Annotated in this window: 22 protein-coding genes, 1 other RNA gene and 1 riboswitch; of the genes, 13 read left to right on the forward strand and 10 right to left on the reverse strand. The window is 51.8% G+C overall.

The features are described 5' to 3' along the window. Positions 1 to 251: hypothetical protein (locus tag COW20_05860; GenBank protein PIW49418.1), on the reverse strand; the 251-nt coding region annotated here is incomplete at its 3' end. A 298-nt stretch (positions 252 to 549) separates the two neighbouring features. On the opposite strand from COW20_05860, the gene COW20_05865 reads away from it, so the two are divergent. Next, positions 550 to 813 carry a hypothetical protein gene (locus tag COW20_05865; GenBank protein ID PIW49419.1) on the forward strand — a complete coding sequence of 88 codons (264 nt, stop codon included), beginning with the start codon at positions 550 to 552 and terminating at the stop codon, positions 811 to 813. Between the two features lie 7 nt (positions 814 to 820). Here COW20_05865 and COW20_05870 read toward each other — a convergent pair whose 3' ends face one another. Further along, positions 821 to 2,431 (reverse strand): hypothetical protein, encoded by a 1,611-nt coding sequence (locus COW20_05870; protein PIW49420.1) that lies wholly within the window; start codon positions 2,429 to 2,431, stop codon positions 821 to 823. Between the two features lie 14 nt (positions 2,432 to 2,445). After that, positions 2,446 to 3,102 (reverse strand): hypothetical protein, encoded by a 657-nt coding sequence (locus COW20_05875; protein PIW49421.1) that lies wholly within the window; start codon positions 3,100 to 3,102, stop codon positions 2,446 to 2,448. A gap of 207 nt (positions 3,103 to 3,309) precedes the next feature. Here COW20_05875 and COW20_05880 point away from each other — a divergent pair, with 207 nt between their 5' ends. Together COW20_05880 and COW20_05885 are read left to right on the forward strand one after the other, a co-directional pair. Continuing rightward, entirely contained in the window at positions 3,310 to 4,008 is a 699-nt protein-coding gene (locus COW20_05880; GenBank protein ID PIW49422.1) for a YggS family pyridoxal phosphate-dependent enzyme, read from the forward strand. A 77-nt stretch (positions 4,009 to 4,085) separates the two neighbouring features. Continuing rightward, entirely contained in the window at positions 4,086 to 5,420 is a 1,335-nt protein-coding gene (locus COW20_05885) for an FAD-dependent oxidoreductase (protein ID PIW49423.1), read from the forward strand. Here the strand turns inward: COW20_05885 and COW20_05890 are convergent. Next, the gene (locus tag COW20_05890; GenBank protein PIW49424.1) at positions 5,404 to 5,883 is read right to left on the reverse strand and encodes a hypothetical protein; all 480 of its coding nucleotides are present in this window, start codon (positions 5,881 to 5,883) and stop codon (positions 5,404 to 5,406) included. The genes COW20_05885 and COW20_05890 overlap by 17 nt on opposite strands. 133 nt (positions 5,884 to 6,016) lie before the next feature. Between COW20_05890 and COW20_05895 the strand changes: the two genes are divergently transcribed. Genes COW20_05895 through COW20_05905 form a run of 3 tightly spaced genes read left to right on the forward strand, consistent with a single transcriptional unit; the run spans position 6,017 to position 8,260 of the window. Beyond that, on the forward strand, positions 6,017 to 6,394 hold the full coding sequence (locus tag COW20_05895) for a YraN family protein (protein PIW49425.1): 378 nt from the start codon (positions 6,017 to 6,019) through the stop codon (positions 6,392 to 6,394). A 17-nt stretch (positions 6,395 to 6,411) separates the two neighbouring features. Next, a complete protein-coding gene (locus COW20_05900) occupies positions 6,412 to 7,164 on the forward strand; it encodes a hypothetical protein (protein PIW49426.1) in 753 nt (250 codons plus the stop codon). A 55-nt stretch (positions 7,165 to 7,219) separates the two neighbouring features. Further along, positions 7,220 to 8,260: a hypothetical protein gene (locus COW20_05905; GenBank protein ID PIW49427.1), complete on the forward strand. Its 1,041-nt coding sequence runs from the start codon at positions 7,220 to 7,222 to the stop codon at positions 8,258 to 8,260. Positions 8,261 to 8,467: 207 nt separating this feature from the next. Here the strand turns inward: COW20_05905 and COW20_05910 are convergent, their stop codons facing one another. From COW20_05910 to rnpB, 3 genes are all read right to left on the reverse strand, one after another. Beyond that, the gene (locus COW20_05910; protein PIW49428.1) at positions 8,468 to 8,983 is read right to left on the reverse strand and encodes a hypothetical protein; all 516 of its coding nucleotides are present in this window, start codon (positions 8,981 to 8,983) and stop codon (positions 8,468 to 8,470) included. Positions 8,984 to 9,200: 217 nt separating this feature from the next. Next, positions 9,201 to 10,388 carry an amidohydrolase gene (locus tag COW20_05915; GenBank protein PIW49429.1) on the reverse strand — a complete coding sequence of 396 codons (1,188 nt, stop codon included), beginning with the start codon at positions 10,386 to 10,388 and terminating at the stop codon, positions 9,201 to 9,203. 26 nt (positions 10,389 to 10,414) lie between these two features. Beyond that, positions 10,415 to 10,892: RNase P RNA component class A (gene rnpB, locus COW20_05920), an RNA gene on the reverse strand. A gap of 201 nt (positions 10,893 to 11,093) precedes the next feature. Between rnpB and COW20_05925 the strand changes: the two genes are divergently transcribed. Then, on the forward strand, positions 11,094 to 15,059 hold the full coding sequence (locus COW20_05925) for a hypothetical protein (protein ID PIW49430.1): 3,966 nt from the start codon (positions 11,094 to 11,096) through the stop codon (positions 15,057 to 15,059). A 126-nt stretch (positions 15,060 to 15,185) separates the two neighbouring features. Next, complete coding sequence (locus COW20_05930) at positions 15,186 to 16,307, forward strand: hypothetical protein (GenBank protein ID PIW49431.1); 1,122 nt, start codon at positions 15,186 to 15,188, stop codon at positions 16,305 to 16,307. 25 nt (positions 16,308 to 16,332) lie between these two features. On the opposite strand, the gene COW20_05935 is transcribed toward COW20_05930, so the two are convergent. From COW20_05935 to COW20_05945, 3 genes are read right to left on the reverse strand one after another with little or no spacing between them, the layout of a single operon-like run. Next, the gene (locus COW20_05935) at positions 16,333 to 17,349 is read right to left on the reverse strand and encodes a 2-amino-3-carboxymuconate-6-semialdehyde decarboxylase (GenBank protein ID PIW49432.1); all 1,017 of its coding nucleotides are present in this window, start codon (positions 17,347 to 17,349) and stop codon (positions 16,333 to 16,335) included. Beyond that, positions 17,346 to 17,879 (reverse strand): 3-hydroxyanthranilate 3,4-dioxygenase, encoded by a 534-nt coding sequence (locus COW20_05940; protein ID PIW49433.1) that lies wholly within the window; start codon positions 17,877 to 17,879, stop codon positions 17,346 to 17,348. The genes COW20_05935 and COW20_05940 overlap by 4 nt, the downstream gene beginning before the upstream one ends. Further along, on the reverse strand, positions 17,869 to 18,312 hold the full coding sequence (locus COW20_05945) for a 2-aminomuconate deaminase (GenBank protein ID PIW49434.1): 444 nt from the start codon (positions 18,310 to 18,312) through the stop codon (positions 17,869 to 17,871). Before COW20_05945 ends, COW20_05940 begins: the two co-directional genes overlap by 11 nt. Positions 18,313 to 18,410: 98 nt before the next feature. On the opposite strand from COW20_05945, the gene COW20_05950 reads away from it, so the two are divergent. The 5 genes from COW20_05950 (at position 18,411) to COW20_05970 (ending at position 25,010) form a co-directional block, all read left to right on the forward strand. Next, positions 18,411 to 18,764 (forward strand): hypothetical protein, encoded by a 354-nt coding sequence (locus tag COW20_05950; GenBank protein PIW49435.1) that lies wholly within the window; start codon positions 18,411 to 18,413, stop codon positions 18,762 to 18,764. A gap of 112 nt (positions 18,765 to 18,876) precedes the next feature. After that, complete coding sequence (locus tag COW20_05955; GenBank protein ID PIW49436.1) at positions 18,877 to 22,530, forward strand: methionine synthase; 3,654 nt, start codon at positions 18,877 to 18,879, stop codon at positions 22,528 to 22,530. Next, the gene (locus tag COW20_05960; protein ID PIW49437.1) at positions 22,457 to 23,206 is read left to right on the forward strand and encodes a peptidase M15; all 750 of its coding nucleotides are present in this window, start codon (positions 22,457 to 22,459) and stop codon (positions 23,204 to 23,206) included. The genes COW20_05955 and COW20_05960 overlap by 74 nt, the downstream gene beginning before the upstream one ends. A 67-nt stretch (positions 23,207 to 23,273) precedes the next feature. Beyond that, entirely contained in the window at positions 23,274 to 23,930 is a 657-nt protein-coding gene (locus COW20_05965) for a hypothetical protein (protein PIW49438.1), read from the forward strand. Between the two features lie 65 nt (positions 23,931 to 23,995). Further along, positions 23,996 to 24,121, forward strand: a riboswitch (SAM riboswitch). A 79-nt stretch (positions 24,122 to 24,200) separates the two neighbouring features. Beyond that, positions 24,201 to 25,010: a hypothetical protein gene (locus tag COW20_05970; GenBank protein ID PIW49439.1), complete on the forward strand. Its 810-nt coding sequence runs from the start codon at positions 24,201 to 24,203 to the stop codon at positions 25,008 to 25,010. Positions 25,011 to 25,031: the final 21 nt, after the last annotated feature.

Consider the following 25,031-nt stretch of genomic DNA (forward strand, 5'->3'; position numbering starts at 1 on the left):
TGGGGGGCTGAAAGTACCTGAAAACCAACTGGGGAAAACACTTCAGGTGAAATGCCTTTGACCAGGGCCGTATTTGCGGGAATCAAAGAATGAGCGGAAGAAGTTTGACTTTTGATTTGAAACCCCTGGCGGGGAGTTGGGCTGTTCAAGCTGGGGGTTTGGGTCATACAGGAAAAGAGCAGCAGACTGGCCAGTACACTGGCCGTAAAAGGCGTAAAAGATTTGCGAAGAGAGATGAAAAAATTGCCCATAGAAAGTACCCCAGCAGTGGCGTGATTTTCTGAATATACGGCTAAGGGCTTGAAAAATCAAAGGCGAAAATCTGCCATAATCCCCGTTGGATTGGATTGGATTGGATTGGATTGGATTGTCGGTTTTCTATTTTTTTTGTAATCTTTGACTGGTGTGTTCTAAAATCTTCAGTCTTTTCTTCTTTGTTCAAAGGCCCTGAATGAAGAGGCCTAAATTCTGGTTGTACAGGGTTCTGACGAAAGATTTGTGGGGCTGCATGCTATAATCACTGCAAGCAGAGTCTAGAAATCTGAAGGCATGAATCTCAATTCTATCCAAGGCCCCCCCTCTCACTCCTTAGAGCTTGCCCCTGAGCTTCGGCGGCAGGCGGTTGGACGTGTGCAGGCCCAAACAGAAGCTCCGTCTGTGCCCGCTGAGCCGCTTTTGCCAGCTGGTCGCCATGAAAAATCAGGCAGTTTTGTGCATTCGCTGGCGTTTGTGATCGACGAGCCTCCCCCCGAACCCCAAACCTTTAAAAAAGGAATTCCGGTGGTGCAGCGCTTAACGATTCACTGGCCCTGAAGCGCTCTTATTTAGCGCTGATCACGACTTTCATTCCCACCCTTAAAATCTTAAACAGTTGTTCCACATCGCCATTGTGCATGCGTACGCAGCCCCCTGAAATGGCTTTGCCTATCAGATTGGGCTCATCGGTGCCGTGCAGCCCGATCGCCACACGTGTTTTAAAGTGCCCCACATTGAGCTGCATCCAGCGGGTGCCAAGGGGGTTGTGGGGGTGCTTGGGCGGATAGGAACGGCGACCCAGATGGGGGCTGCCATAATAAGGGGGATTGGGCACCTTGGAGATAATCGAGAAGCTGCCTTCAGGGGTATCTTTGGGGCCTAAGCCGGTGGAGACAGGAACGCTAAGCAGAACCTGACCATTTTCAATCACTTGCAGGGTTTGCAGACGTTTGCTCACCCGCAGATAGGCTTTGTTTGAAAGTTTGGCGGGCAATTTGAGCTGACCCGGTTGATAGGGCGTAGGGGTAGGTACAGGCGTGGCTACGGGAGTCGGCACTGGGGTCGGGAGAGGGGTAGGCTCAGAACTGGGGGCAATCGGTGTGGGCAAAGGAGTCGGTTCTGGGCTGGGGGTGGGCCCCAATAACCAGAGCCGGCGTTTCTTGGCCTGGCTTTTTTTGAGCTCTTGGGTTGAAAGGGTCAGGTCCTCAGGCAAGGGGGCGATTTTTTCTTGGCCAGGGTTTGGGGGCAAGGTCTGTGAGAGAGAAGAGGGCTGGCTACTTGGGGGAATGGCGCTTGGGGCCGTGCTGGGCGCAGGAGAGGCGCTCGGGCTGGGTTCTGCAGAAGGGCTGGGGGTTGCCACGGGGCTGGGCAGGGCCGTGGGGCTGGCTTTTGGAGTGGGCACCAACTCGGCATTGGGGTACTGTAAGAGTGCGAGCAGGGCGTTACGGTGCTTTTTCCAGGCGCTTTCAGGCGATTCAGAGCCCGTTTCCAAGGTGATCACGGGAATACCCAGCTCTTTGCCATAATAGGTGCCAAAGGAGCCTGGGGTGGCATAGCCAATCTCTCCTTTGACCGGGAGTTGATTATAGCGCGCCATGCTTTGCGCCAGCGCCTGGGCGGGGCCATCATAATTGACCACCGCCAGTGGGCCATGAATACTCAAAATCTTAATGGATTTACGTGATTTTTGCTTCAGATGGGGTTTGATCAGTTCATAGACCAAACGGCTTTCGGGTTCAGACAGGGCTTGAGGGCCCGCATAGTAGCGGGTGCCAGCATTCAGGCCGGGGCGGTAGTCGTGGGTTGGAAAATTGCGGTTCAGATCGACTTTGCGCCCGTTGGTCCGGCTTTTGCGCTCAAAGCCATCTGGATTGACCATGGGAATACAGTAAATGGTTTTTTCGGCATAATAGCCAGGCTGGCGGATCAGTTCGCCCATTAATTGCTCCAGCATATAGGGGCCTTGGCTTTCGTCACCGTGAAAGGCCGCGAATAAAAAGATAATTTCTTTTTCACCAGAGCCGAAGCGATAGACGGGAATGGCTTTTTTCTGGATACTTTGAGCTTGAACAGGCAATTCCTGAAGACGGTAGGGGGCCAAAGGCACCGCCTGAGCGGGTGCGCCCAGTGTCAGGCCCAGCAGCGTAATTAAAGATAATAATGCGGCTCCACGCATGAAGCGATCTCCTCTTAGTTTTGACGCAGGCCTTTGCGAATCGTCGCCATATTGTTTTCGCCTGGATCTACCTTGTGGTAAGGATGGGCATCGATTAAATCCTTGACCTCAGGTATCTCGGCCGGATTCATGCGCGAAACAGCCTGGTGAGAGTAGAGTTTCTGTTCGGGAATCTGATAAAAACGCATGAGGCAACTGGCCAGACGGGTCGCGCTTTTGAGCGTGCTTGGGCGGTGAGCCAGATCCTGGGCGTCACGGGCGACCATTTCAATGCTCAGGGCCCGGTGGTTGATGCCATAGGTTGCGCGGGAACGGACAAAAGGTGGCAGCACTTCCCAGATGGTTTCGCCATCTACGACATAATGCGAGGCCAAGCCGGGTGTCTCACCCGCAAAGTCTTTGCTGTTTACCAGATTCCAGGGGAATCCCTCACCTGCAGTATAATGCATGACCAGCGCCTGTGGCTTGAGTTCCCAGGTTTTTTCGGCATAATGCCGTTCACTGTAACCTGCGATTGTTTTTTTCCAATCGGCAAGTGGGCGTGCCCGATCCAGGCGCACTTCCAGCCCACAGGCTTTATAATCGGGGGTTTTGACCTGGCTGGCAGGGGATTGGGCTGTCTGCATCAGCCCCAGGGCGATCATCAGCCCGGGAATAGACCATCTCAACATGCGCTAAAATCCTTATCTCTCTAGCCTCAGAAGTTTTGCCAAAACGCAGCTTCTGAAATATAACAATCTGTTGAGAGCCATTATAGCGGCAAGCGGGGGGAACTGTCGGTGATAAATCACCCATCTCCCCAGTGCTTGATTCACGCTCAGTCCTTGTTTCGCGTGCTATGATGGGTGCGAAACTTTGCGATATTAGGATAGCTTCTTATGCCTGACCCTTCTTTGATTGCTGAAAATATTCAAGCGGTGCGTGCGCGCATGCAGGCCGCCTGCGAGCGTGTGGGGCGTGCTCCCGATGCAGTACAGCTGATGCTGGTAACCAAGACCGTGGCTGTGGAGCGGATTCGCGCCGCTTTGGCCTGTGGGGAGTTCCTCTTGGGAGAAAACAAGGTGCAAGAGGCTTTGCCCAAGGCCGAGGCTTTGCATGAAAGCCCTGCGATCTGGCATTTTATCGGGCATTTGCAAACCAACAAGGTCAAAGATGTCTTGCGTTTTGCCCGCCTGGTTCAATCGGTGGATCGCCTGGACTTGGCGCAAAAGCTCAATCAACGTCTGGCGGCTGAAAATCGCAAGCTGGAGATTCTGATTCAGGTCAATACCTCCTATGAAGAGAGCAAATTTGGGGTCGCCCCCGATCAGGCACTTGAACTGATTCAGCGGGTGGCAGAACTTCCCCATTTGCAGATCCGGGGCCTGATGACGATTGGACTTTTTTCGGAGCAGGAAGCACCCGTACGGGATTGTTTCAAGCGCCTGCGGAATTTGCAGGCTGAAGCCCAGATCTTGAATCTGCCGGGGACGGATTGGGAAACCCTTTCCATGGGCATGTCTGGAGACTTTGAATGGGCGATTGAAGAAGGGGCGACTTTGGTGCGGGTGGGCTCCCGTATTTTTGGGGCCCGCTAATAAATTGTATTTTTTACGCTAATAATTTATAATCAGAGCATCAAGGTTGTTATTACCCTGCAATCAAGGAGGCTTTTATGCCTGTCAAACCGGCACATATTGTTATTATCGGCGGGGGTTTCGGAGGGCTTTATGCCGCTCAGAATCTGAAACAGGCCCCAGCCCGAATGACCCTGATCGACCGTCGCAACTTTCACCTTTTTCAACCGCTGCTTTATCAAGTGGCGACAGGCGGCCTTTCTCCCGCCAATATCTCAGCCCCTTTGCGCGCCATTCTGAAAAAACAGAAAAATACCGCTGTGCTTTTGGCCGAGGTTCAAGCCATTGATCCTGCCAACCGTCAGGTGCATTTCAGCGATGGCGAAAGTTTAAGCTATGACTATCTCGTGGTGGCCACCGGGGCCAGCCATAATTATTTTGGCAATGCCCATTGGGAACCCCATGCTCCCGGTTTAAAAACCATTGAAGATGCCACTGAAATTCGCCGCCGGGTTTTGCTGGCTTTTGAATCCGCAGAACGCGAAACTGATCCTGAACGGCGCAAAGCCTGGCTGCGTTTCGTCGTGGTGGGCGGCGGGCCCACAGGGGTTGAACTGGCTGGGGCCTTGGGTGAAATTGCCCATGAGACCTTGCGGGATAATTTTCGCCAGATCGATCCGGCCCAAGCTGAAATTCTTTTGGTAGAAGCCGGAGAGCGGATTTTAGCGCCCTATGCGCCTGAACTTTCAGAAAAAGCGCGGCAGTCGCTTGAAAAATTGGGGGTTCAGGTTTTGCTTAAAACGGCGGTGACTGAGATCCAGGCCGGTCAGATTACCCTCAAACAGGCAAGCGAGACTCAGCTTGCGACACATACCGTGCTTTGGGGCGCAGGGGTTCAGGCCTCTCCGCTGGGGCAGGTTTTGGCGCAGGCCACCGGTGTTGAATTGGACCGGGCTGGGCGGGTCAAGGTCGCGCCTGACTTGAGCGTACCTGGGTATCCTGAAATTTTCGTCATTGGCGATTTGGCCTGTGTCATGCAGGCTGGTAAACAGGTTCCTGGGGTGGCTCCTGCGGCGATGCAAGAGGGCAAATACGTGGCGCGTTTACTGCGTCAGAAATTGGCAGATCCTCAGGCCCAAACCACGCCTTTTCATTATCTCGACAAGGGCAGTATGGCCACGATTGGGCGTTCCCTGGCTGTGGTTCAGGTGGGCAATTTGAAATTTTCTGGGTTTGTGGCCTGGGGCATGTGGCTGTTTATCCATATTCTCTATTTGGTGGAATTTACCAACCGTCTGCTGGTGCTTTTGCAATGGGGTTGGAATTATCTCTCGCGTAACCGTTCAGCGCGCTTGATTACAGGAGAGCAAACCCTGCCCTTTCAAACCCCCATCGTATCGAGCGAGGCCAAGGAACTCAGCCCCCGGGTTTAAGCACGCTGCTGGCAGGGCTGGGGGCGGGCTGAGATTTTTGTTTCTGCTCGGCCCAGCCAATGCCAAAACCCGTTAGCAATGAGCGCAGCACAAAGATCAAGAGCGTCAGGCTGATAAACAGAATATTGGGGGCAAACCAGGCCGGTGCTTCTGTTTTATTGAATTTGATCAAAATGGTGGTACAGGCCGCCGTGATCAGCATACAGCCGGTTAAAACAAATTTGGCCATGCGGTGGTGTTTTTCTGCTGCTTTGATGACCAGATCAGGGGAATGGCTGAGAATCTGAGCCTTGAGCGGGAAGCCACTGCTATAGAGGATGACCAGAAAAACAAAGCTGAGCACAAAGCCCCAGGTGCCCCAACGCAGCAGATCACGTGACTTTGTGGCTACTCCTGCACCAAAAAGTCCCAGTGAAATCGCGAAGGCAATGATAAAAAATCCAGCAAAAATCGTATGTGTCATGGTCTTTCCATGATAGCCTCAGTTCTGCCCTGACAGCCAGAACATAGCCTCTGGATTGTCCTGTTTCACAGAAAAGCAGACGAATATGCTAAAGTAAAAACAATGGCCGAAAGGAACTTTTAAGTGCTTCCAGATGTCCAGTCTTTCAGAAACGAATCAGCGTAAGCTTGGAAATACCGGTGAATCACTGGCACGTTCCTGGCTGGAATCGCAAGGTTATGTTTGTCTGGCGCAAAATGTCTATACCCGCCAGGGAGAATTGGATCTGGTCATGCAGGAAGGTGAAACCTTGGTTTTTGTAGAGGTCAAATTGAGGCGTTCAGCCCGTCAGGGGAGCCCCCTGGAAGCGATCACGCCGCTCAAACAATCCCGTTTGATTCAGGCGGCCAGATATTATCTGTTCAAACATCCGCATCAGGGCCCGCTTCGCTTTGATGCGCTCGGTTTGCAGAAACAGAGCGATGGCACGCTCGTATATACCCATATCAAAAATGCCATACAAAGCGATTGAAACAAGAGGAGAACTCAATGCTTCGACGTATTCTATTTCTGCTGTTGGTGCTTGCCTTCAGCATGCCCGGACTTGAGAGTTGGGCACTTCCAAAATCTTTGATTATGACAACTGAGCTGGTTTCCAAAGAAGGGGGCCGCAATATCAAGGCCAACGCGAAAATTTGGTACAGCAATATGAAATTCCGAACCGAAGTGGAAAGCAATATGGCCATGACCCATAATTCCAGTCCGGTTCAGGTCAACAATCGGGCCACTGTGATTATGGACCTCAATCAAAAAGTCGGCTATATGCTCGACGATCGCAATAAAACTGCGATTCGGATTGATTCTGCCCAGTTCAATCAAATGACGGGTGGGGCCGCTCAAAAAGGTGCAAATGCCCAGCTTTTCAATGACCCCAATCTGCTCAGCGATCCTGCCAAATTGCGTGCTGAAATCAAGTCCCAAGGGGGTAAGCAGATCGGCACCGCTTCAATTTTGGGGCATAGCTGCAGTATTTGGGAGATCTCCAAAAAAGGCAATATCCCTGCTGGCCAGGGTAAAACCAGCACTGAAACCGTGAAGGTTAAAGTCTGGCTGGCAGAAGATCTGGTGCTGCCCCTGAAGGTGGATGTGTCTACCGATAAGCGTGGACAAGTCGCTGTAATGCAGGCCCGCAGCCTGGAAGTGAATATTCCGATCAAAGCCAGTTTATTTGCTTTGCCTGGGGGCTATCGCGTAACGGACCTGGCGGATATGTTCAAAACCCAGTCCCGTACCAACCGTTAGTTTTTCTGTTTCTCAGACATCCTGTCATCTGTGACAGGATGTCTGTTTTTAGCAAGTGTTTAAGACAGAGGAGTTTAGACTTGTGTATTATCCGCAGGAAGGTCAAAAGCAAAGTTTTCGGCCCGGTCAGTTTTTGGTTTCCCAGGTTTTAGGGGCTCCAGAGACGATTCAGCCCGCTTATCTGCTTTCAGGCAAGGTGGCCTATACCTGTAAATCGGCCTCTGGTTCAGTGGTCGAAATTCTTTTGGGGCCAGGCAGTCTGATTGGCCTGGAATGTTTGTATACCAAGGCCTATCCTGTTTCTGTCATGGCGCGTGAACCCGTAGAGGTTTTGAGTTGGGATTCAGAAGCCTTTGAGCTCTATCTGGGCAAAAATATTGAATTTGCAGTGTCTGCGATCAGCAGCTTGAGTGGTCATCAGCGCAAGGTGGATGATGAACTTGCGTTTCGGGTGCGGCACAAGCATGAAGCGATTCATGATGCGGCGACCGTGCTCTACCTCTTGGGCCAGGAAAATTTTCACAGTGGCAATTATTCTGTGGCAGAGGCCTATTTTGAGCGGATCTGTTTCAGCTATTCCAAAAGTTCTTACCATGAGTCAGCAGAAGGCCATCTGGTGCAAATCCGACGCAAAAAAGAGGCATTGAAACAAGAAAAGTTTGGCCTGGAAGGCGATTCTTCTCAATTGGGTTTTGATACCCAGCAAGGCCTGTATAATCTGGCCTTTTATGGCGTCTCTGCTATTTCACATGATATTTACGCCCGCTTTGGCAAAGCCTATGCTCCGGGTGAAGTCCTTTTTTGTGAAGGGGATCAGGGGCTCGAGCTTTTTCTGATTCTTGAAGGCAGTGTTGAAGTCAGTCGCTCAGGGCAGGTTCTCTCTTCTTTGACAGAAGGCGATATCTTTGGTGAAATGGCTCTGTTTGAGGGTAAGCCGCGCTCAGCCACCGTCACAGCCTCAGAACCACTCAAGGTTTTGGCGCTGACCCAGGAGCATTTTCGCATGATCTTTCAATTGCATCCTTCCTGGACTCTGCAGTTGATTCGGGGGTTTGCCATGCGGATTGCCAATTGTTATGAATTGCTGGCTCGCTAAGTTTCTCAGAAAGTTCTCAGTAAGTTTTTCTTGAGTTTTCAATTTAGAAGTCTATACTCTAATCAGTTCCTGGAGAGGAGTGCGCTATATGCATGGCCACTGGGTGCTTGTTTTAAGCCTTTTGATGCTTCTGCTGAGTTATGCCAGCTGAGTCAAAAAACAGGGCCGACACCAAGGTGTCGGCCCTTCATTTGAGCAGAATTCTTATCAGCGTTGAGGATAACGGTAACGCGGATCCTGCATTTGATTGGGGTTCATCTGATAATTGTATTGATTCTGGTACTGCTGTTGGGGTGCACCCGCACGTTGTTGCTGACCAGGATAGGGATAATTGGGAGCAGCAGGCATTTGCGGTTGTTGGCCATTGGGCATTTGGGGCTGTTGTTGTTTGGCTTCTTTCATATGGGCAACGGCGCGAATGATGGCACTCAAGACCAGGGCAATCGCACCCCCGATTAAAGCACCAATCGGGCCACCGATAAAGAAACCTGCAGCAGCGCCGGCCAAACCAAAAGCTACGTCTTTCTGAGCGACATATTGGTATTCCTGTTGGGGTTGGCCCATGCCAGGGCTTCCTGCCGGGCCGGTGGGGGGCATACCCGGACGGTACATATCAGGTGTTCCATAGCCAGGAGTATTGGGGCGGTACACAACAGGCTGGGGATATCCCTGCCGTTGGGGACCCTGCATAGGGGGTTGGGGTCCGTAAGGATTGACTTGCATTCGTTGTGCCCTCCGCAATGGTGCTTTCTATATTCAGATTATGGCCTGATCTGCTTGGGATCTTGCGTCAAGAACCCCAAGATTAAACAAAAGTTTTTGCTTATTTTAATTAAGTTTAACTTTTGTGTCGGGGCAGACAAACTGCCTTGATCTGATTATAGCGGATCTTCACAGAGAAATATACGGGGCAGGTCAGGATTCCAAGCCGGAGTAAAAATTATTTGTCAAAGCCTTCTCTGCCCTGAAAAGCAGCCTTGATTTCAGCCCTGAGATTTTGATCCAATAAGACATCCAGGGCGGTGAGTGCCAAGGACTCTGCCGCCAGTTCTATTGCCTGAAGCCCACTTGGGCTGGCTGCCAGTTCTGCGAAGCGGTGTTGGTGGCAACTGCTTTCTCCCTTGGCACAAATGCCCAGATAGGGGTGAATAGAGGGCACGACCTGGCTGACATCACCCATATCTGTGCTGCCAATGCCAGATTCAGGATCGGTTTGTGGGGCCTGAATTCCCCGCTCTTGCAGGAAGTGTCCAAACCTTTGTGCCAGCGGCCAGTTATTGACCATGTTTTTATAGCCTTTTTCCAGCGTCAGTTTAACTTCGGTGCCGGTGGCGAGGGCGGCTGCTTCTGCACAGCGCATGATGCGGGGAACCACCACCTGATCGAGGTAATCAGATTTGCGGGCCCGCAGAGAAAAGCGTGCACTGGCGGTTTCGGGAATAATATTGGTGGCTTGGCCCCCATCGGTAATAATCCCGTGAATGCGGGTGCCATCGTGGAAATGAATGCGCTGGGAATCGATTAAATTGAAGGTTTGAATCAAGCCTGTCAAGGCACTGTTCCCATCCCAGGGGGCCATGGCGGCGTGGCTGGGGCGGCCTGTGAAATCGATTTGCAGAATATGCATGGCCAAGGAATCCAGGCCCAAAAGATTTTGGTCAAAGGGGTGAAACATCATGGCTGCGTCCACCCCTTCAAAAGCACCTGCTTCAATCAGACGAATTTTTCCGCCCCCGGTTTCTTCAGCAGGGGTTCCCATGATTAAAATTTGACCGGGCAATTCAGTACGAATTTCAGCCAGGGCCAGACCAGCGGCCAGCGCTGAGGCTGCAATCAGGTTGTGCCCACAGGCATGGCCAATTTCAGGCAGGGCATCGTATTCTGCCAAGATAGCGACTTTGGGGCCTGGGGCGCTACCCATGCGGGCACAGAAAGCCGTTTCAAGTTTGCCAAAGGGCTTTTCAACACTCAGCCCCGCTTTTTCAAGGATTTCGCTTAGGCGTTGACTGGCATAAAATTCCTGGTATTTCAATTCTGGATGAGCGTGAATCTCCAAGGCGATTTTCTGAGCGGTGGGCAAATGGGTTTGAAGGGCCTGACGTACGGTTTTGCGTAAATGATCCGACATGGAAGCTGCTCCTGGGTGGGTGATAGAATAAAAGTGGATCTATAAGCCGAGTTCTGTCCTTGTCCGAAGACAAGGGGTGATTATCCCTCTGGGGAGCCTGTTACCAGACTCCTCTAGCAGCATACCCGGGATCTGGGCGGGCCGCCCGTTATCCCTGTTTGCCTTGCTCCGGACGGGGTTTGCCTGGCCAACCGGTCACCCGGTTGCCGGTGGTCTCTTACACCACCTTTGCACCCTTACCCTGCGTTCTTATCTGCTACGATCTTTTCAAAATGCGGAGTGGATTCCTTGCTGCGATAGGTGCTTCCGAAGAAAACACCGGACTGGATCTGGTTCTGCGTTTTTACTGCGTATCTTGTTCACAAATATTCTGCATTCAGGGCGGTTTTTTTCTGTGGCACTGTCCTGAGGTCACCCCCACTGGTCATTAGCCAGCGTCCTGCCCTGTGGAGCTCGGACTTTCCTCGCGCAGCCGAAGCCACACGCAATCACCCGATCCACTTTTATTCATCATCTTCAAGATAGGCGATGCGGGTGATCAGCGTCAAGAGGGCCGGAAAAAACTCAAATTTTTGCGAAAATAATCAATAGTGACATAAACGGCTTAAAATCAGCTTGGGCATGTCTCTGTGCCGAATCGGGTAAAATACAGAAATCAGCCACCAAGATTTCTGCTTAAGAAAGTAAACACAGAGGGCCTGGATTTTGTTTTTTAATTATTTTTCAATTCCCGTTATGGGGGTCGTGATCGGGCTCATTTTTTGTTTTTTTGTGGTACAAGCTTCGGCGGCGACCCTGATCACGCGGAGTTTTTCCTGGCTGATTCTGGCCAGTATCATTTATGTTGCTGGTTATGTAGGGGAATTGTGCTCTTCACGGCTTGAACTGGTTTTGCTTTGGATTCATTTAGAGTATTTGGGGATCAGTTTGCTGATTCCTGCTTTGGTGGTTTTCAGTCTGGCTTATACGGGCCGCTCTCATTGGCTACGTCCTTGGGTTTGGGGTGTTTTGGTCAGCCTTTCTGTGGGGATTTTGGCTTTGGTCTGGGGCAATCACGCCCACCATTTGTTCTACAGTCGGAGCTGGTTGCAGATTCAGAACCAGCCCTTCGCGACTTTTGTGTCTGAAAAAGGGGTCTTGTATTGGTGGGTTCAGGCCTATGCCAATTTGGCCATCCTCTTTTCAAGCACCCTTTTTTTTATGCTCTGGCGCCAGGTGGCCAGACCCTTTCGCAAGAATTTGGGTTTGCTTTTGATGGGGTCTCTGTTTCCTTGGTTCGGAAATCTAATTTATCTTGTGGGATTGAGCCCCTGGAACCTTGATCCAGGCCCCTTTATTCTGGGGGTCAGCGCTGTGCTTTTTTTATGGGGACTGCGTTTTCACCTGCTTGAACTTTCTCCTGTTGCGCGTTCTGTTTTATTTGAAAAACTGCCAGATGGTGTGATGATTCTTGATTCCCAAGGGCGTATTGTGGATTTAAATCAGGTGGCCAGTCGTTATACCGGTTTGGATACGCAGGCTTTGGGAAAGCCTGTGGCAGCCTGTTTGAGCGATTGGTGTGACTGGTCTGTCTATCTTCAGTCTCAAGAGGCGCAGGTTTTTGACGTTCAGCTTCTAAGCGCGGAACAGGAGATCGTTTTTGAACTGCGGTTAGAGTCGATTGCCCCCCATATTCAAAGTTTAGGTTTTGTCTGTTTGATTCGGGATATTTCCCCACAATATACGATTCAACATCAATTGCGGGAAAGTGAAACCCGATACAGGGATTTATTTGAGAAGAACCCCTTGCCCATGTGGATTTGCGACGCAGAGACTGAAGCCTTTCTGGCTGTCAATCAATCAGCCGCTGAAACCTATGGCTGGGAGCCTGCCGCGTTTTTGAAGCAGAACTATTCAGCTCTGGTTTTGGATTCAGCATTGTGTGAGCGGAAACAAGAGCTTTGGACCTCAGCATCGCCTTGGGTTCGCTATCAGGAACATCAGAAAAAAACGGGTGAAAAAATCAAGGTCAAAGCAACTTCTTATGCGCTTGATTTTGCTGAGCGTCCGGCGCGTCTGGACCTGATTGAGGATATCAGTGAGCAGGAGCGACATGGGAAAGCACTTGAATACCAATTGTCTTTGTTCTCTTTGATCACGCATATTTCCACCCGTTTTATTCATATGCCGCTTGAAGAAATTGATCAGTCTTTGGATGCGGCCATGGGGGAGATTTCTGCCCTTTTGGGTATGGAGCAGAGTCTGCTGATGCAAATCAATGGCAAGCAGAACCTTTTCTGTACCCATGAATGGTGTGCTTTGGGCATTGAGCCGATTGCCTCTCAATTTCAAGGCATTTCTTTTACTTTATTTGCCTGGCTGTATGAGCGCTTAGAGCGTTTTGAAGTGCTTCATGTTTCTGAGCTTGCGGCTTTGCCCCAAGCTGCCTGGCGGGAAAAACTGCAATTGGAAAGCCTGGGGATTCAGTCTGTTTTGCTGGCCCCCTTGGTTTGGGAGAATAAATTAAAAGGTTTCATCTGTTTCAGCAGCTTGACATACAGCCATGTTTGGACGATTGAAGAGGTCAGGGTTTTAGAAACCTTTGCCAATACCGTCGCCCAAACTTTGGCGAGAAAGCAGGCAGAAGAATCACTTTTGAGCACCCATCTTCAATTGGAAGAGGCCACGGCCCAGGCGCGTGAAATGGCGAATCAGTCTCAGCAGGCCAGTGAAGCCAAGAGTGAGTTTCTTGCCAATATCAGCCATGAATTGAGAACGCCCATGAATGGCATTATTGGCTTGACCGAACTTTTATTGGACAGCCCCTTGAATACTGAACAACGTCAGTATACAGGCCTGATTTCAAGCAGCAGCCAAGCCTTGATGGCGTTGCTCAATGAACTTTTGGACTTTTCGAAAATCGAAGCCCGCCGTTTGGAATTAGAAATTCTGGATTTTGAATTGCGACAACTTTTGGAGGAAATTACTGAAATTTTGGCGGTGAAAGCCCAAGAAAAAGGGTTGGAATTTGTGCTGATTATCGATGAAAAGGTTCCCGATTGGGTGCGTGGGGATCCTTCCCGGCTCAGGCAAATTTTATTGAACTTGGGGGGAAATGCGGTTAAGTTTACAGAGCAGGGACATGTTATTTTAGAGGCCAGTTTATGTACCCATGAATCAGAGTCTGGTCAGATTTGTTTTCGGATTAAAGACACCGGATCGGGTATTGCACCTGAGCATCAGGGGGCTATTTTTTCGCCGTTTACCCAAGCAGATGGCTCAACAACCCGTAAATACGGAGGTACAGGCCTGGGGCTGACTATTTCTACGCAATTAACAGTGTTAATGGGGGGAACTTTAGAGCTGGAAAGCTCTAGCCAAGCGGGTTCGGTATTTTGTCTGCACCTTCCCTTGCTTTCTGTGGGAGCCAAACCGTTCCCCGAACGAACAGAGACTGAATTGCAAGGATTCCGCTTGCTTTTGACTTCGCCCCAATCTGCGATACATATGCAGTTTAAGGGGTTTTGTAAGCATTGGGGGGTCGAGCTGGCCCAGGCCTGTGATGGCGAAGGGGCACTTGAGTTGGCCTGGGAAGCCCGCCAAAAAGGAGAGCCTTTTGACGCTCTGATTTTTGACCTGCATTTGCCCGACGGCAAGGGCACCCTTTGGGGGTCTCAACTGCAAAAAAGTGAAGCCATGAGAGCGACTTTACCTGTTTTGATGATGCCGATGTCGGGCGGTCAAACTGAAAATTTACGCCGTTTTGGTTTTGCCGGCTGTTTGACCAAACCGATACGCGAAAAACTTTTAAAAGAAGCGCTGCTCCTGCTCAAACGTGAAAGGAACTGCTGGGAGCTTTCGCTTTCTGTCAGTGAAATTTCTTCAGGTATTCAACCTGCTCAAACCAGTTTTCGTATTTTAGTGGCTGAAGACAATGCCACGAACCAGATTGTGGCGTTGCGTATGTTACAGAAACTCGGCTATCAAGCCGATGCGGTTGCGGGAGGAGAAGAAGCTTTGAGCGCGCTTGCTTCTATGCCCTATGATTTGATCTTAATGGATTGTCAGATGCCTGGTATGGATGGCTTTGAAACCACACGTCAGATTCGCTCTGGCGCTGGGAATGTTTTGAATGCGCAAGTACCGATCATTGCTCTCACAGCAGATATTCAGGCCGAAACACGTGAACAGTGTTTAAGGGTGGGAATGAACGACTATATCAGCAAACCCTTGCTGGTAAAAGAATTGGAACAGGTTTTAAATCACTGGCTTCTTGCTGTTTCTCGCGAGACCAGGCCCCCCTCGGCTGAACTGCCTTTATTTGTGTCAACTGAAATTTTTCAGGAAAGCAAATTTTGGGAGCGCATGATGGGTGATCAGGCCGTGGCTGAAGAAGTGGTTGCTTTGTTTTTAAGTGAAACGCCGATTCAAATTGAACTTTTGCATTCTGCTTTTTTGCGCAGGGATTTTGAAACCTGTCGTTATGGGGTGCACCGTATGAAAGGTGCAACAGCCAATTTGGCGGCACCGGGCATGTACAAACTCTTGCAAAAACTTGAAGCTGCGTTTTTAGAAGAGTCAGAAGCAAAACTAGAAGCTCTTTTTCCCCAGTTGATGCTGGTCTTTTCAGAGCTAAAATCTGTTCTCTTGGCGCGTTATCCAGCTCTGGACAAGGCCTCTGCAAGTGCTTGATGCTTGTTCTGCAAAGCTTTTATAATAATTGAAAGGCCGTTGAAGGGGCTTTCGTCTTTGACAGTGACAGGGGTCCTGTTTTATTGTGCTTAGAAAGCGTATACTCATAGTCTAGGGGACAGAGCCATGCCATTTTTAGGTGTTTTATTCCTGTTTTTTGTTTTTGCTTTTCCGGCTTATGCTGTTCAGCCGGGAGCCTCGCCTTTGTCCTATCGTTCGTTTAAAGATTCTGATCACGGCCATGCCTTGCGCGTACACCTGATTGAAGTGAATTTGAAGGATCCCCGTATGATTGTGGGTGTTGCTCTGGCCCATGGAAAAGCCAGTGGTGAAGAGCGTTTGCGTGGCATGGCAGAACGCACAAATGCCTTGGCCGCCATCAATGGCAGTTTTTTTCAGGGCCGGCATATGGCCAGTTCCGTAGGATTGTTGATGCGGGATGGTGAGATTATTGCTGATTCACGTCACCGACGTACTTCTCTGGGCATTACTTCAGATCGTCAATTTGTGATTGGTATTCCCAAAATTCAAACCGGTTTGCTCTTTCCTGAACGCAATCGTTTTCAGGCCATCAGTGGAGTGAATCAACCCCGAAGAACCCATCAAACCATGGTTTATACTTCGCGCTTCGGCAAACGCACGGGCACCAATAGTTGGGGGCGCGAGGTGGTGGTTGAAAAAAATAAAATTATTGGCTATGGCACGGGCAATACACTGATTCCCCGCAGTGGCTATGTCATTTCAGCCCATGGCAGGAGCGGGCGTGAAATTCAACGCATGTATCCCTTGGGGCAAAGAGTGATTCTGCAGGCCAAAGCTTCTGGCGAATGGACAGATGTGCGCACCGTGATCACCGGCGCACCGCATTTGGTACATCAGGGCAGAATTCACAATACCTATTTCCAGGAAAAGCTTCAGGCTTCACTCAAGGCCCCCAATTCCCGCAGTGCGCTGGGCTATACTCACAACCAGAAACTTTTGCTGATCAATGTCTTTCCTGAGGGCAAAAGCCGGGGGGGAGTCACCTATACCCGGCTGGCACAGATTATGCGCCGCTTGGGCGCAGTAGAAGCCATGGGCTTGGATGGCGGGGGCTCGACTTCACTTTATTTTCAGGACAAGGGGATTAAGCATGGCCCGCGTCCTGTGACCAATGCCTTGATTATTACCATGACGCCCCGTCCCTTGCGTATTCCGGGCCAAAAAATCCCGATTTCACGTTTCTGTGGCTTTGGCGGTGATTGCTAAAGCCTGTTGATTGCTTGGGCTGGGCTCAATTACAGCAGAAATGTCCTGCTTCTCTTCCCAACCATTCCAGGGCATTGCCGGCCAGCAATTTCTCACGGATCTGAGGCGTAAACTGGGGCATGGATTCGATCAGCGTGCCGGGGATCTGCTCTCCCAGCGGGAAGGGATAATCACTGCCGAGAATAATTCGGTTTTCGCCAAAGACATCGATCAGAGTTTGCATCGAGAGGGTATCGTGAACCAGGGAATCAACCCAGAATTGGCCAAGATATTCGCGCGGATTGCGGATCGGATTTACCGCACAAAGATCCGGACGCACCTGAAAGCCGTGTTCAATCCGCCCCACCAGACAGGGGAATGAGCCGCCCCCGTGGGCGAAGGCCAAACGCAATTTGGGCAAACGTTCCATCACACCCCCAAAGATCAGAGAGCAGATCGCGGCAGCGGTTTCAAAGGGCATGGCCACCAGCCAGGGCAACCAGTATTTCTGAAGGGTTTTGACCCCCCGCATATCCCAGGGGTGTACAAACACAGCAGCTCCCAGATCCTGACAGGCTTCCAGAACCGAGAAAAGAGCGGGTTCATCGAGGTTCCAATCATTGACATGGGTGCCAATTTCAATCCCTGCGAAGCCCAGCTCATGAATGCAGCGCTCCAGCTCTTGAATTGCCAGGTCGGGGTCTTGCAGAGGCAGCGTTCCCAGAGCGACGAAGCGTTTGGGATGCGTGCGCACGACTTCGGCCAGATGGTCATTGAGAAAACGTGAAACTTCGAGTGCGTCTTCGGGGACTGCCCAGTAGTTGAATAAAACCGGAATCGTAGAAAGCACCTGCACATCTACGGCGTGCTGATCGCATTCCAGCAGGCGCACGGCGGGGTCCCAGCAATTGCTCTCAATTTCACGGAAAACTTTGCCATTTTTGACCATCAGGGCTTTGCCGGGGGCGTGGTGGTGCAGTTCGAGAAAACCTTGATAGCCGAATTTTTCAACAAAATTCGGCATTTTTTCGGGCATGATATGGGTGTGGATATCTATTTTCATGGGGTGTCCTTTGCAGGACGGGTTGGGGCTTGCATTACGGTGCCGCAGTTTTGACAGGTGGTATGGGCTGAATTGCTAAAGAAACGCTCAAAAACAGGTGGCAGTTGGGTCACGATATTGGTGACATGCAAAAATTCTTCGTAGAGTTTTTCGCCACAGTTTTCACAATACCATTGAAAACCATCGTTTTCACCCGCCAGTCGTTTGCGTTCAATCACCAGACCCACTGTGTGGGCTGGGCGTTGGGGGGAATGGGGTACTGCGCCTGGCAAAAGCAGAATTTCGCCTTGGCGGATCGGCAGATCTTTGGGTTGGCCCTCGTCGATCACCTTGAGGGTGATATCCCCTTCAATTTGGTAGAAAAATTCTTCGCCCTGATTGACATGGTAATCTTTGCGGGAATTGGGGCCGCCCACGACCATGATCATGAATTCGGTGTCTTCCCAGACCAGTTGATTGCCTACGGGGGGTTTGAGCAACTCGCGGTGCTCTTCAATCCATTGCATGAAATTAATCGGGCTACGCAGCATGGGGGGTCTCCTTTACATGGGCCAAGCATTTGAGTTCGATAGCAATTGGGGTGGGCAGAGCCCCCACTTCAATTGTGGTACGGCAGGGGCGGCTTTCTGGGTGTGGAAAATACTCCGCCCAGAGGCGGTTAAAAACCGGGAAATCCTGTTTCATATCGGTTAAATAGACAGTGACATCGATCAGGTCTTCCCAGCGGGCACCCGCTTCTTCAAGAATGGTGCGCACATTGGCAAAAACCGAATGGCATTGGGTGGCAATTTCATAGCTTAAAATTTCGCCTGTGGGCCCCAGGGTGACGCCGGGAATTTCTTGGCTGCCCCGCTGACGGGGGCCCACGCCAGACAGATAGAGCATGGGGCCTACCCGGCGGGCATGGGGGTAAGCACCAACGGGTTCTGGGGCGCGCTGGCTTTCAATCGAGACTTGCGACATGGGGCTCTTTCCTGGTTGGGATGATACTTGTATTGTACCCGAAAAATACGTATATTTTGAGAGGACGCTTGAAAAATCACCGCTTTGAAAGGCCCTGCATGAAAATGAAACAGGCTTTGCCAACCCTGCTGCTGGGAGTCTCTTTTTTGCTTACGGCCTGTTCTTTCTGGCAGGAGCAGCATTATGCTTTGGGGCAGATGAAGGATATTCAATTACAAACCGCAGGGCCTGGTGCTGTTTATCACCTGGATTTAGATTTTTCTGGGCAGCTTGAGGGGAAAGGAACACTGGTCTTGCTCTTGAATGGGAAACCCTATCAGCGCTGGCCGATGCAGGATAAAATTACCGGACAGTATCAGGGCGACTGGTATGCTCCTGAGGCCCAACTGCGCTGGCAGCCTGAGCCCGGAACACGTGGAGAGCTGAAACTGCGTTATCGTTTTCTGGATTGAAGGGGCAAAACTCAAATTCAGGCGGAGAGAAGCCGCCACTCCACCTCTGCTCAGCCAGAGCCTTGAGCCCCCCGTGCTATAATGGGGCATTCTGTAGACTGGGATACCTGCCATGACCACTTCCCTCGAAGCCCTGCTCAAAGAGCGTATTGTCATTCTCGATGGTGCCATGGGCACCATGATTCAAACCTTCGGTTTAGAAGAAGCCGATTTTCGCGGGGAGGCTTTCAAGGCCCATCCGCTGCCCCTCAAAGGCTGCAATGACCTGCTCTGTTTGACCCGCCCCGATTTGATTCAAAGCATTCACCGTGATTTTTTATTGGCAGGGGCCGATATCATTGAAACCAATACTTTCAATGCCCAGTCGGTTTCCATGGCCGATTATGGTCTTGAAGATCAGGTCTATGCCATCAACAAGGCCGCCGCTGAGGTGGCCCGCGCAGCTGTGGCTGAAATTCAAAAAGAAGATCCCCGTCCGCGCTGGGTGGCGGGTTCCATCGGCCCGACCAACCGCACGGCTTCGCTTTCGCCCGATGTCAACAACCCCAGTTTTCGCAATATCTCTTTTCAGGAGCTGGTTGCAGCCTATACCGAACAGATTCGGGGGCTGGTCGATGGCGGCGTAGATCTGCTCCTGCCTGAAACCACCTTTGATACCCTCAATCTCAAAGCTGCACTGTTTGCGCTTGAAGCTTATTTTGAAACCACAGGCAAACGTCTGCCCGTGATTGCCTCGGTCACGATCACCGATGCCAGTGGCCGAACCCTTTCGGGCCAAACCGTGGAAGCCTTTTGGAACAGCATTGCCCATGCCTCCTTGCTGGCAGTGAGTATCAACTGTGCTTTGGGGGCTGCTCAGATGCGCTCGCATGTGGAAGAGCTGGCGCGATTGGCCCCTGTGCATGTCTGTTGTTTTCCCAATGCGGGGCTGCCCAATGAGTTTGGCGGCTATGACGAGACCCCCGCACAGATGGCGGCCATTCTCAAGGATTTTGCCCAGCAGGGCTGGCTGAATATTGTTGGGGGGTGCTGTGGCACGCGCCCGGAATTTATCGCAGCCATTGCCCAGGCCATGCAGGGTTTGCCCCCTCGCTCACTGCCTGAAGTGCCTGCTTTGCCCCGCTTCAGTGGCATGGAAGCGCTGACGTTGCGCCCCGACTCCAATTTTACCCTGGTGGGCGAACGCACCAATATCACGGGTTCGCGTAAATTTGCCCGCCTGATCCGTGAAGAGAATTATGAAGCTGCGCTGGAGGTCGCCCGCCAACAGGTGGAGGGGGGCGCCAATCTGCTCGATGTGAATATGGATGAAGGCCTGATCGACTCGGTGGCCGTGATGCAGAAATATCTCTATTTGCTGGCCTCTGAGCCAGATATTGCCCGTTTGCCGATCATGGTCGACAGTTCGCGCTTTGAGGTGCTTGAAGCGGGGCTGCAGTGTTTGCAGGGCAAAAGCGTGGTCAATTCGATCAGTCTGAAAGAGGGTGAAGCGGCTTTTCTGGCCCAGGCCCGCCTGGTTCGCCGTTATGGTGCGGCGGTGGTGGTGATGGCCTTTGATGAGGGGGGGCAGGCCGTCACGGCTGAACACAAGGTTTCGATCTGTCACCGGGCCTATCGCCTGCTGACCGAAGAAGTGGGCTTCCCGCCCCAGGAGATTATCTTTGATCCCAATATTCTCACTGTGGCCACGGGCATGGAAGAACATGCCGAATATGGTCGGGCCTTTCTGGAGGCGATTCGCGAAATCAAAGCGCTTTGCCCAGGGGCTCTGATCAGTGGGGGCGTCAGCAATCTCTCCTTTTCGTTTCGGGGCAATGATTATGTGCGCGAAGCCATGCATGCGGTTTTTCTCTACCATGCGATTCAGGCGGGCATGGACATGGGCATTGTCAATGCCGGACAATTGGCGGTCTATGAAGACATTCCCGCTGAACTGCTGACGCATATTGAAGATGTGCTGTTTAACCGCCACCCCGAGGCCACCGACCGGCTCGTCAGTCTGGCCGAAAGCTATCGCAAACAGGGCACCCAGCGCGAAAAGGATGAACGCTGGCGGCAGGCCCCTTTGCAGGAGCGCATCACGCATGCCCTGGTGCATGGCATTGATGGCTATCTTGAAGCCGATCTGCCTGAAGCCCTTGCCAGTTTTGAGCGGCCGCTTGAAATTATTGAAGGCCCCCTGATGATTGGCATGAATATCGTCGGCGATTTGTTTGGAGCGGGTAAAATGTTTTTGCCCCAGGTCGTGAAAAGTGCACGGGTCATGAAAAAGGCGGTGGCCTGGCTCTTGCCCTATATGGAAGCCGATAAAAGCGCCAAGAGCAGCAAGGGCAAAATTCTGCTGGCAACCGTCAAGGGCGATGTGCATGATATTGGCAAGAATATCGTCGGGGTGGTGCTGGGCTGCAATAATTACGAGGTGATTGATTTGGGCGTGATGGTGCCCTCCGACAAAATTCTGGCCGAAGCCCAGGCCCAAAATGCGGATATTATCGGCCTGAGCGGCCTGATCACGCCCTCTTTGGATGAAATGGTGCATGTCGCCAAAGAAATGCAGCGTTTGAATTTTAAAACCCCACTTTTGATTGGCGGGGCCACCACCAGTACCAAGCACACGGCAGTGAAAATTGCGCCGGCCTACGAAGGCCCGGTGCTGCATGTCAACGATGCTTCACGGGCCGTGACGGTGGTCAGCCAATTGCTGAGCGAAACCCAGTCGGCAGACTATCTGGCCCAGGTGCGCGCTCAGCAGGCCTTGACCCGTGAGCGCTATCTGAACCGTTCGGCACGCGCCCTGCTCAGTCTTGAACAGGCCCGTGCCCGTGCCCCGCGCTTTGATTGGCAGCATTTGGAACTGGCCCAGCCTGAATTTTCAGGGCGACGCGTTTTGACGCAGATTCCGCTGGAGCAGTTGCTGCCCTATATCGACTGGACACCCTTTTTCAGTGCCTGGGAATTGAGAGGTGTTTACCCCGCAATCCTCGAACATCCGGAAATGGGGCACGCTGCCCGCGAGCTGTTTGAACATGCCCAGGCCCTGCTCAAAACTGTGGTGGCGGAAAAATGGCTTGAAGCCCGTGCCGTCTATGGCTTTTATCCCGCTGCTTCAGAGGGCGATGATATTCTCGTCTACCGTGATGCCAGCCGCAGTGAGGAACAGACCCGTTTCCACAGTCTGCGGGCTCAGGAGGATCTGGGCAATAAACCCCATCTGGCCCTGGCGGATTTTGTGGCCCCCGTGGCCAGTGGGCGCCCCGATTGGATCGGCAGCTTTGCGGTCACTGCAGGCATTGGTTTGGATGCGCATGTGCAGCGTTTTGAAGCCGCCCATGATGACTACAATGCGATTTTACTCAAGGCCCTGGCCGATCGATTGGCCGAGGCCCTGGCCGAGTGGTTGCACCAGAAAGTGCGGCAGGAATGGGGCTATGGTCAAAGCGAAGATTTGTCTGCTGAGGAGCTGATTCAGGAAAAATACCGGGGCATTCGGCCCGCACCGGGTTATCCGGCCTGCCCTGATCATACTGAAAAGCGCACGATCTTTGCCTTGCTGCAGGCCGAAGAAATTGGCCTGGCGCTGACCGAACACTGTGCCATGACACCTACTGCGGCGGTCAGCGGCTGGTATTTTTCGCATCCTGAGGCCCGTTATTTCAGCATTACCCGCTTGGGAGCCGATCAGGTGGCTGATTATGCCCAACGCAAGGGAGTTGCGCTCAAAGAAATGGAAACCTGGTTGGCGCCCTGGCTGGGCTATGAGCCTTAAGCCCATGTCTTTTACGGGGCGTGGCTTAAAAGCATGGGGCTTACTTTTGCTGGCCTTGGGCCTGGTCAGCCAGGCTCCGGTTGGGGCAAGCGGGCCAGAACCCCTGGTCGATCTGGTGCAGGTGGTGCCTGAGCTTCAGGTGGAATTGCGCTTTGCCACCGAAAGGCAGTTTCTCAAAAAAGCCGTTTATCCCTTTCACCGGGCCTGGGCCCAGCCTGCCCTGGCACAGCGTTTGCAAAAAGCGCAGGCCTGGCTCAAGCCCAAGGGCTATCGCTTGAAAATTTGGGATGCCTATCGTCCGATGGCTTTTCAGGAACTGTTCTGGCAAAAGATTAAAAACGAAAATTTTATCAGCCACCCGCGCAAGGGCGGACGCCATACCCGTGGCACGGCGGTGGATCTGACCCTGGTCGATGCCCAGGGCCAGGAGCTGGAAATGCCTACGCCCTATACCGAGTTCAGTCAGCGGGCCTTTCGCGATTACCAAAAGCTGCCCTCCAAGGCACGGGCCAACCGCAGCCTTTTGGAGCAGGCCATGAAACAGGGCGGGCTGGAGCCTTTGCCCACCGAGTGGTGGCATTTTGACCTGCCCGGTTGGCGCAAGTTCCCTGTTTTAAAATGGCAGGGGCAGGAGCTGGCCCGTTGGGAAGATCAAGGGGCTCAAGCTTCACCTTGAAAAAGCTTGTTTCTTCGCTTGAGGCTTTTCAGTGGAAAATCTGGCGCGATATGTTAAAATTCCCCCTATGCAAACAGAACCAAGAGATTTAGCGGCCACCTATGGCGTGCGTTTTATTGCCCCCGATGAACGGGTGATTGTGTCTGCCCGAGAGCAGGATTTGTATTTTTATACGGTCTATGCTGGCCGACATGAACTCACGGTTGAGCGCGGCGACTGCGTTTTTTATCTCTCAGAAGACAAACAGGAAGCCTTTCTGCGGCGAGGCCCTTTCAAACTGACCAGTCCCTGGCTGGCCACCGTGATTCGGGGCTATATGCCCGAGAACAAAAGTTCAGGCCTGCGTACCCAGGCCAATCTGCCCTATGTCAATGGCTGTGCTACCCGACAGGTTTTTCCGCCTGAGCGTTTGGGAGACCCCACCCTGCAATGGCTGGATATTCCTCCCTATTCTTCTGAACAGGCCCACCATATTCACTCGACGGTACGTGTGGTGTATGTGCTGAGTGGCCATGGCACCAGCGTGGTCGGCATGAACCAGCAGCAATTGCGCACAGAACTCTATCCGGGCCAGATCGTTGTGCTTGAAAAAATGTGCCCCCACCATTTTGAAACCGCTGATGAGCGTTTGATCGTGGTGCCTTTGCATGTTTTCAGTTCGGTCGGGGCGCTTGAAAATGCTCACCCCATGTTTCAGGGCACCTATCTGATCGGTCAGGCCTGATTCACAGCGCAACCCCCTTATTTTGGCTTGTCAATTCAGTTGGATTTGTTTACAATAAGCCTTGAATCTCATTCAGACCGGCTGAGGGACTGGCCCTTAGACGCCGGGGCAACCTGCTCGCCGCTGCCCAGAAGCAGTGTCAAGAAACGGTGCCAATTCCTGCAGAACCTCGCGGTTCTGAAAAATGAGTGATGGGCAAGCGCTGTTTGCGTTTTCTCCCGCTATGAGGAATTCTGCCTGAGAGCTTCAATTCAATCAGAGGTTCTTGTGATGTGCAGATTGTTTGGTTTTCAGGCCCAGATTCAGGGGCCGCCCAGGTATTTAACGGCTTCAGATCAAGCTTTTGTTCAGCTCAGTCAAACGCATGCTGATGGCTGGGGGCTGGCGGCTTACCAAGCGGGCGAGGTGAAACTGAAGCATGGCTTGCTTCCCGCTTTGCACGACCCCGAATTCAAGCGCTTCAGTGAGTCGCTTCATACCCAGATCTTGATTGCCCATTTGCGCCTGGCCACGGTGGGAGAAAACAAATTGGACAATAACCATCCCTTCGTGTATCAAAATTGGGTTTTTGCCCACAATGGCAATATTAAAAATTTCAGTCATTACCGGGAATTGATTCTGTCTCAGATTTGCAGTCATTTTCGAGCTGAAATTCAAGGCGATACAGATTCTGAACTGATTTTTTATTTTATCTTGAGTGAGTTGGAGCGTTGGGGGCTGGTCTCACGCCAGTATCCGTACAGTATCAAAGATTTGGGCCGAAGCATTCAATGGGCGCTCGAAAATCTACAGACCTTGATCGGTGCGTTTTCAAAGCAACAGGGGCCCCCTACCGAAACCTATATCAGTTTTTTAATGAGCAATGGTGAGGTGCTCTTTGCGCATCAGGGAGGACAACCTCTTTATTACCGTTTTTTTTCTGAGCACCTGCAGGCCGAAAAGGCGCAACTGATTTTTTGCTCTGAACCCCTGGATGATGCCCGTGACTGGCTGGCGATGCCCACAGGGGCTTTGTTTGCCGTTGATTCAGGCCTCAAGATCTTGTCCCTGCGCGAGGCGGCGAAAGAAATTTGCGCTTGAAAAGCATCTTTGAAATTCAGA

The sequence above is a fragment of the bacterium (Candidatus Blackallbacteria) CG13_big_fil_rev_8_21_14_2_50_49_14 genome (assembly GCA_002783405.1).
GTDB lineage: Bacteria > Cyanobacteriota > Sericytochromatia > UBA7694 > UBA7694.

Excerpts from the sequence above, each read along its gene's own strand:
- COW20_05950 (PIW49435.1), top strand. The coding sequence starts at position 18,411 with ATGAAAATGAAACAGGCTTTGCCAACCCTGCTGCTGGGAGTCTCTTTT.
- COW20_05885 (PIW49423.1), top strand. The coding sequence starts at position 4,086 with ATGCCTGTCAAACCGGCACATATTGTTATTATCGGCGGGGGTTTCGGA.
- COW20_05870 (PIW49420.1), bottom strand. The coding sequence starts at position 2,431 with ATGCGTGGAGCCGCATTATTATCTTTAATTACGCTGCTGGGCCTGACA.
- COW20_05890 (PIW49424.1), bottom strand. The coding sequence starts at position 5,883 with ATGACACATACGATTTTTGCTGGATTTTTTATCATTGCCTTCGCGATT.
- COW20_05970 (PIW49439.1), top strand. The coding sequence starts at position 24,201 with ATGTGCAGATTGTTTGGTTTTCAGGCCCAGATTCAGGGGCCGCCCAGG.
- COW20_05880 (PIW49422.1), top strand. The coding sequence starts at position 3,310 with ATGCCTGACCCTTCTTTGATTGCTGAAAATATTCAAGCGGTGCGTGCG.
- COW20_05945 (PIW49434.1), bottom strand. The coding sequence starts at position 18,312 with ATGTCGCAAGTCTCGATTGAAAGCCAGCGCGCCCCAGAACCCGTTGGT.
- COW20_05935 (PIW49432.1), bottom strand. The coding sequence starts at position 17,349 with ATGAAAATAGATATCCACACCCATATCATGCCCGAAAAAATGCCGAAT.
- COW20_05940 (PIW49433.1), bottom strand. The coding sequence starts at position 17,879 with ATGCTGCGTAGCCCGATTAATTTCATGCAATGGATTGAAGAGCACCGC.
- COW20_05910 (PIW49428.1), bottom strand. The coding sequence starts at position 8,983 with ATGCAAGTCAATCCTTACGGACCCCAACCCCCTATGCAGGGTCCCCAA.
- COW20_05930 (PIW49431.1), top strand. The coding sequence starts at position 15,186 with ATGCCATTTTTAGGTGTTTTATTCCTGTTTTTTGTTTTTGCTTTTCCG.
- COW20_05960 (PIW49437.1), top strand. The coding sequence starts at position 22,457 with ATGCCCAACGCAAGGGAGTTGCGCTCAAAGAAATGGAAACCTGGTTGG.
- COW20_05865 (PIW49419.1), top strand. The coding sequence starts at position 550 with ATGAATCTCAATTCTATCCAAGGCCCCCCCTCTCACTCCTTAGAGCTT.
- COW20_05955 (PIW49436.1), top strand. The coding sequence starts at position 18,877 with ATGACCACTTCCCTCGAAGCCCTGCTCAAAGAGCGTATTGTCATTCTC.
- COW20_05895 (PIW49425.1), top strand. The coding sequence starts at position 6,017 with ATGTCCAGTCTTTCAGAAACGAATCAGCGTAAGCTTGGAAATACCGGT.
- COW20_05965 (PIW49438.1), top strand. The coding sequence starts at position 23,274 with ATGCAAACAGAACCAAGAGATTTAGCGGCCACCTATGGCGTGCGTTTT.
- COW20_05915 (PIW49429.1), bottom strand. The coding sequence starts at position 10,388 with ATGTCGGATCATTTACGCAAAACCGTACGTCAGGCCCTTCAAACCCAT.
- COW20_05875 (PIW49421.1), bottom strand. The coding sequence starts at position 3,102 with ATGTTGAGATGGTCTATTCCCGGGCTGATGATCGCCCTGGGGCTGATG.
- COW20_05900 (PIW49426.1), top strand. The coding sequence starts at position 6,412 with ATGCTTCGACGTATTCTATTTCTGCTGTTGGTGCTTGCCTTCAGCATG.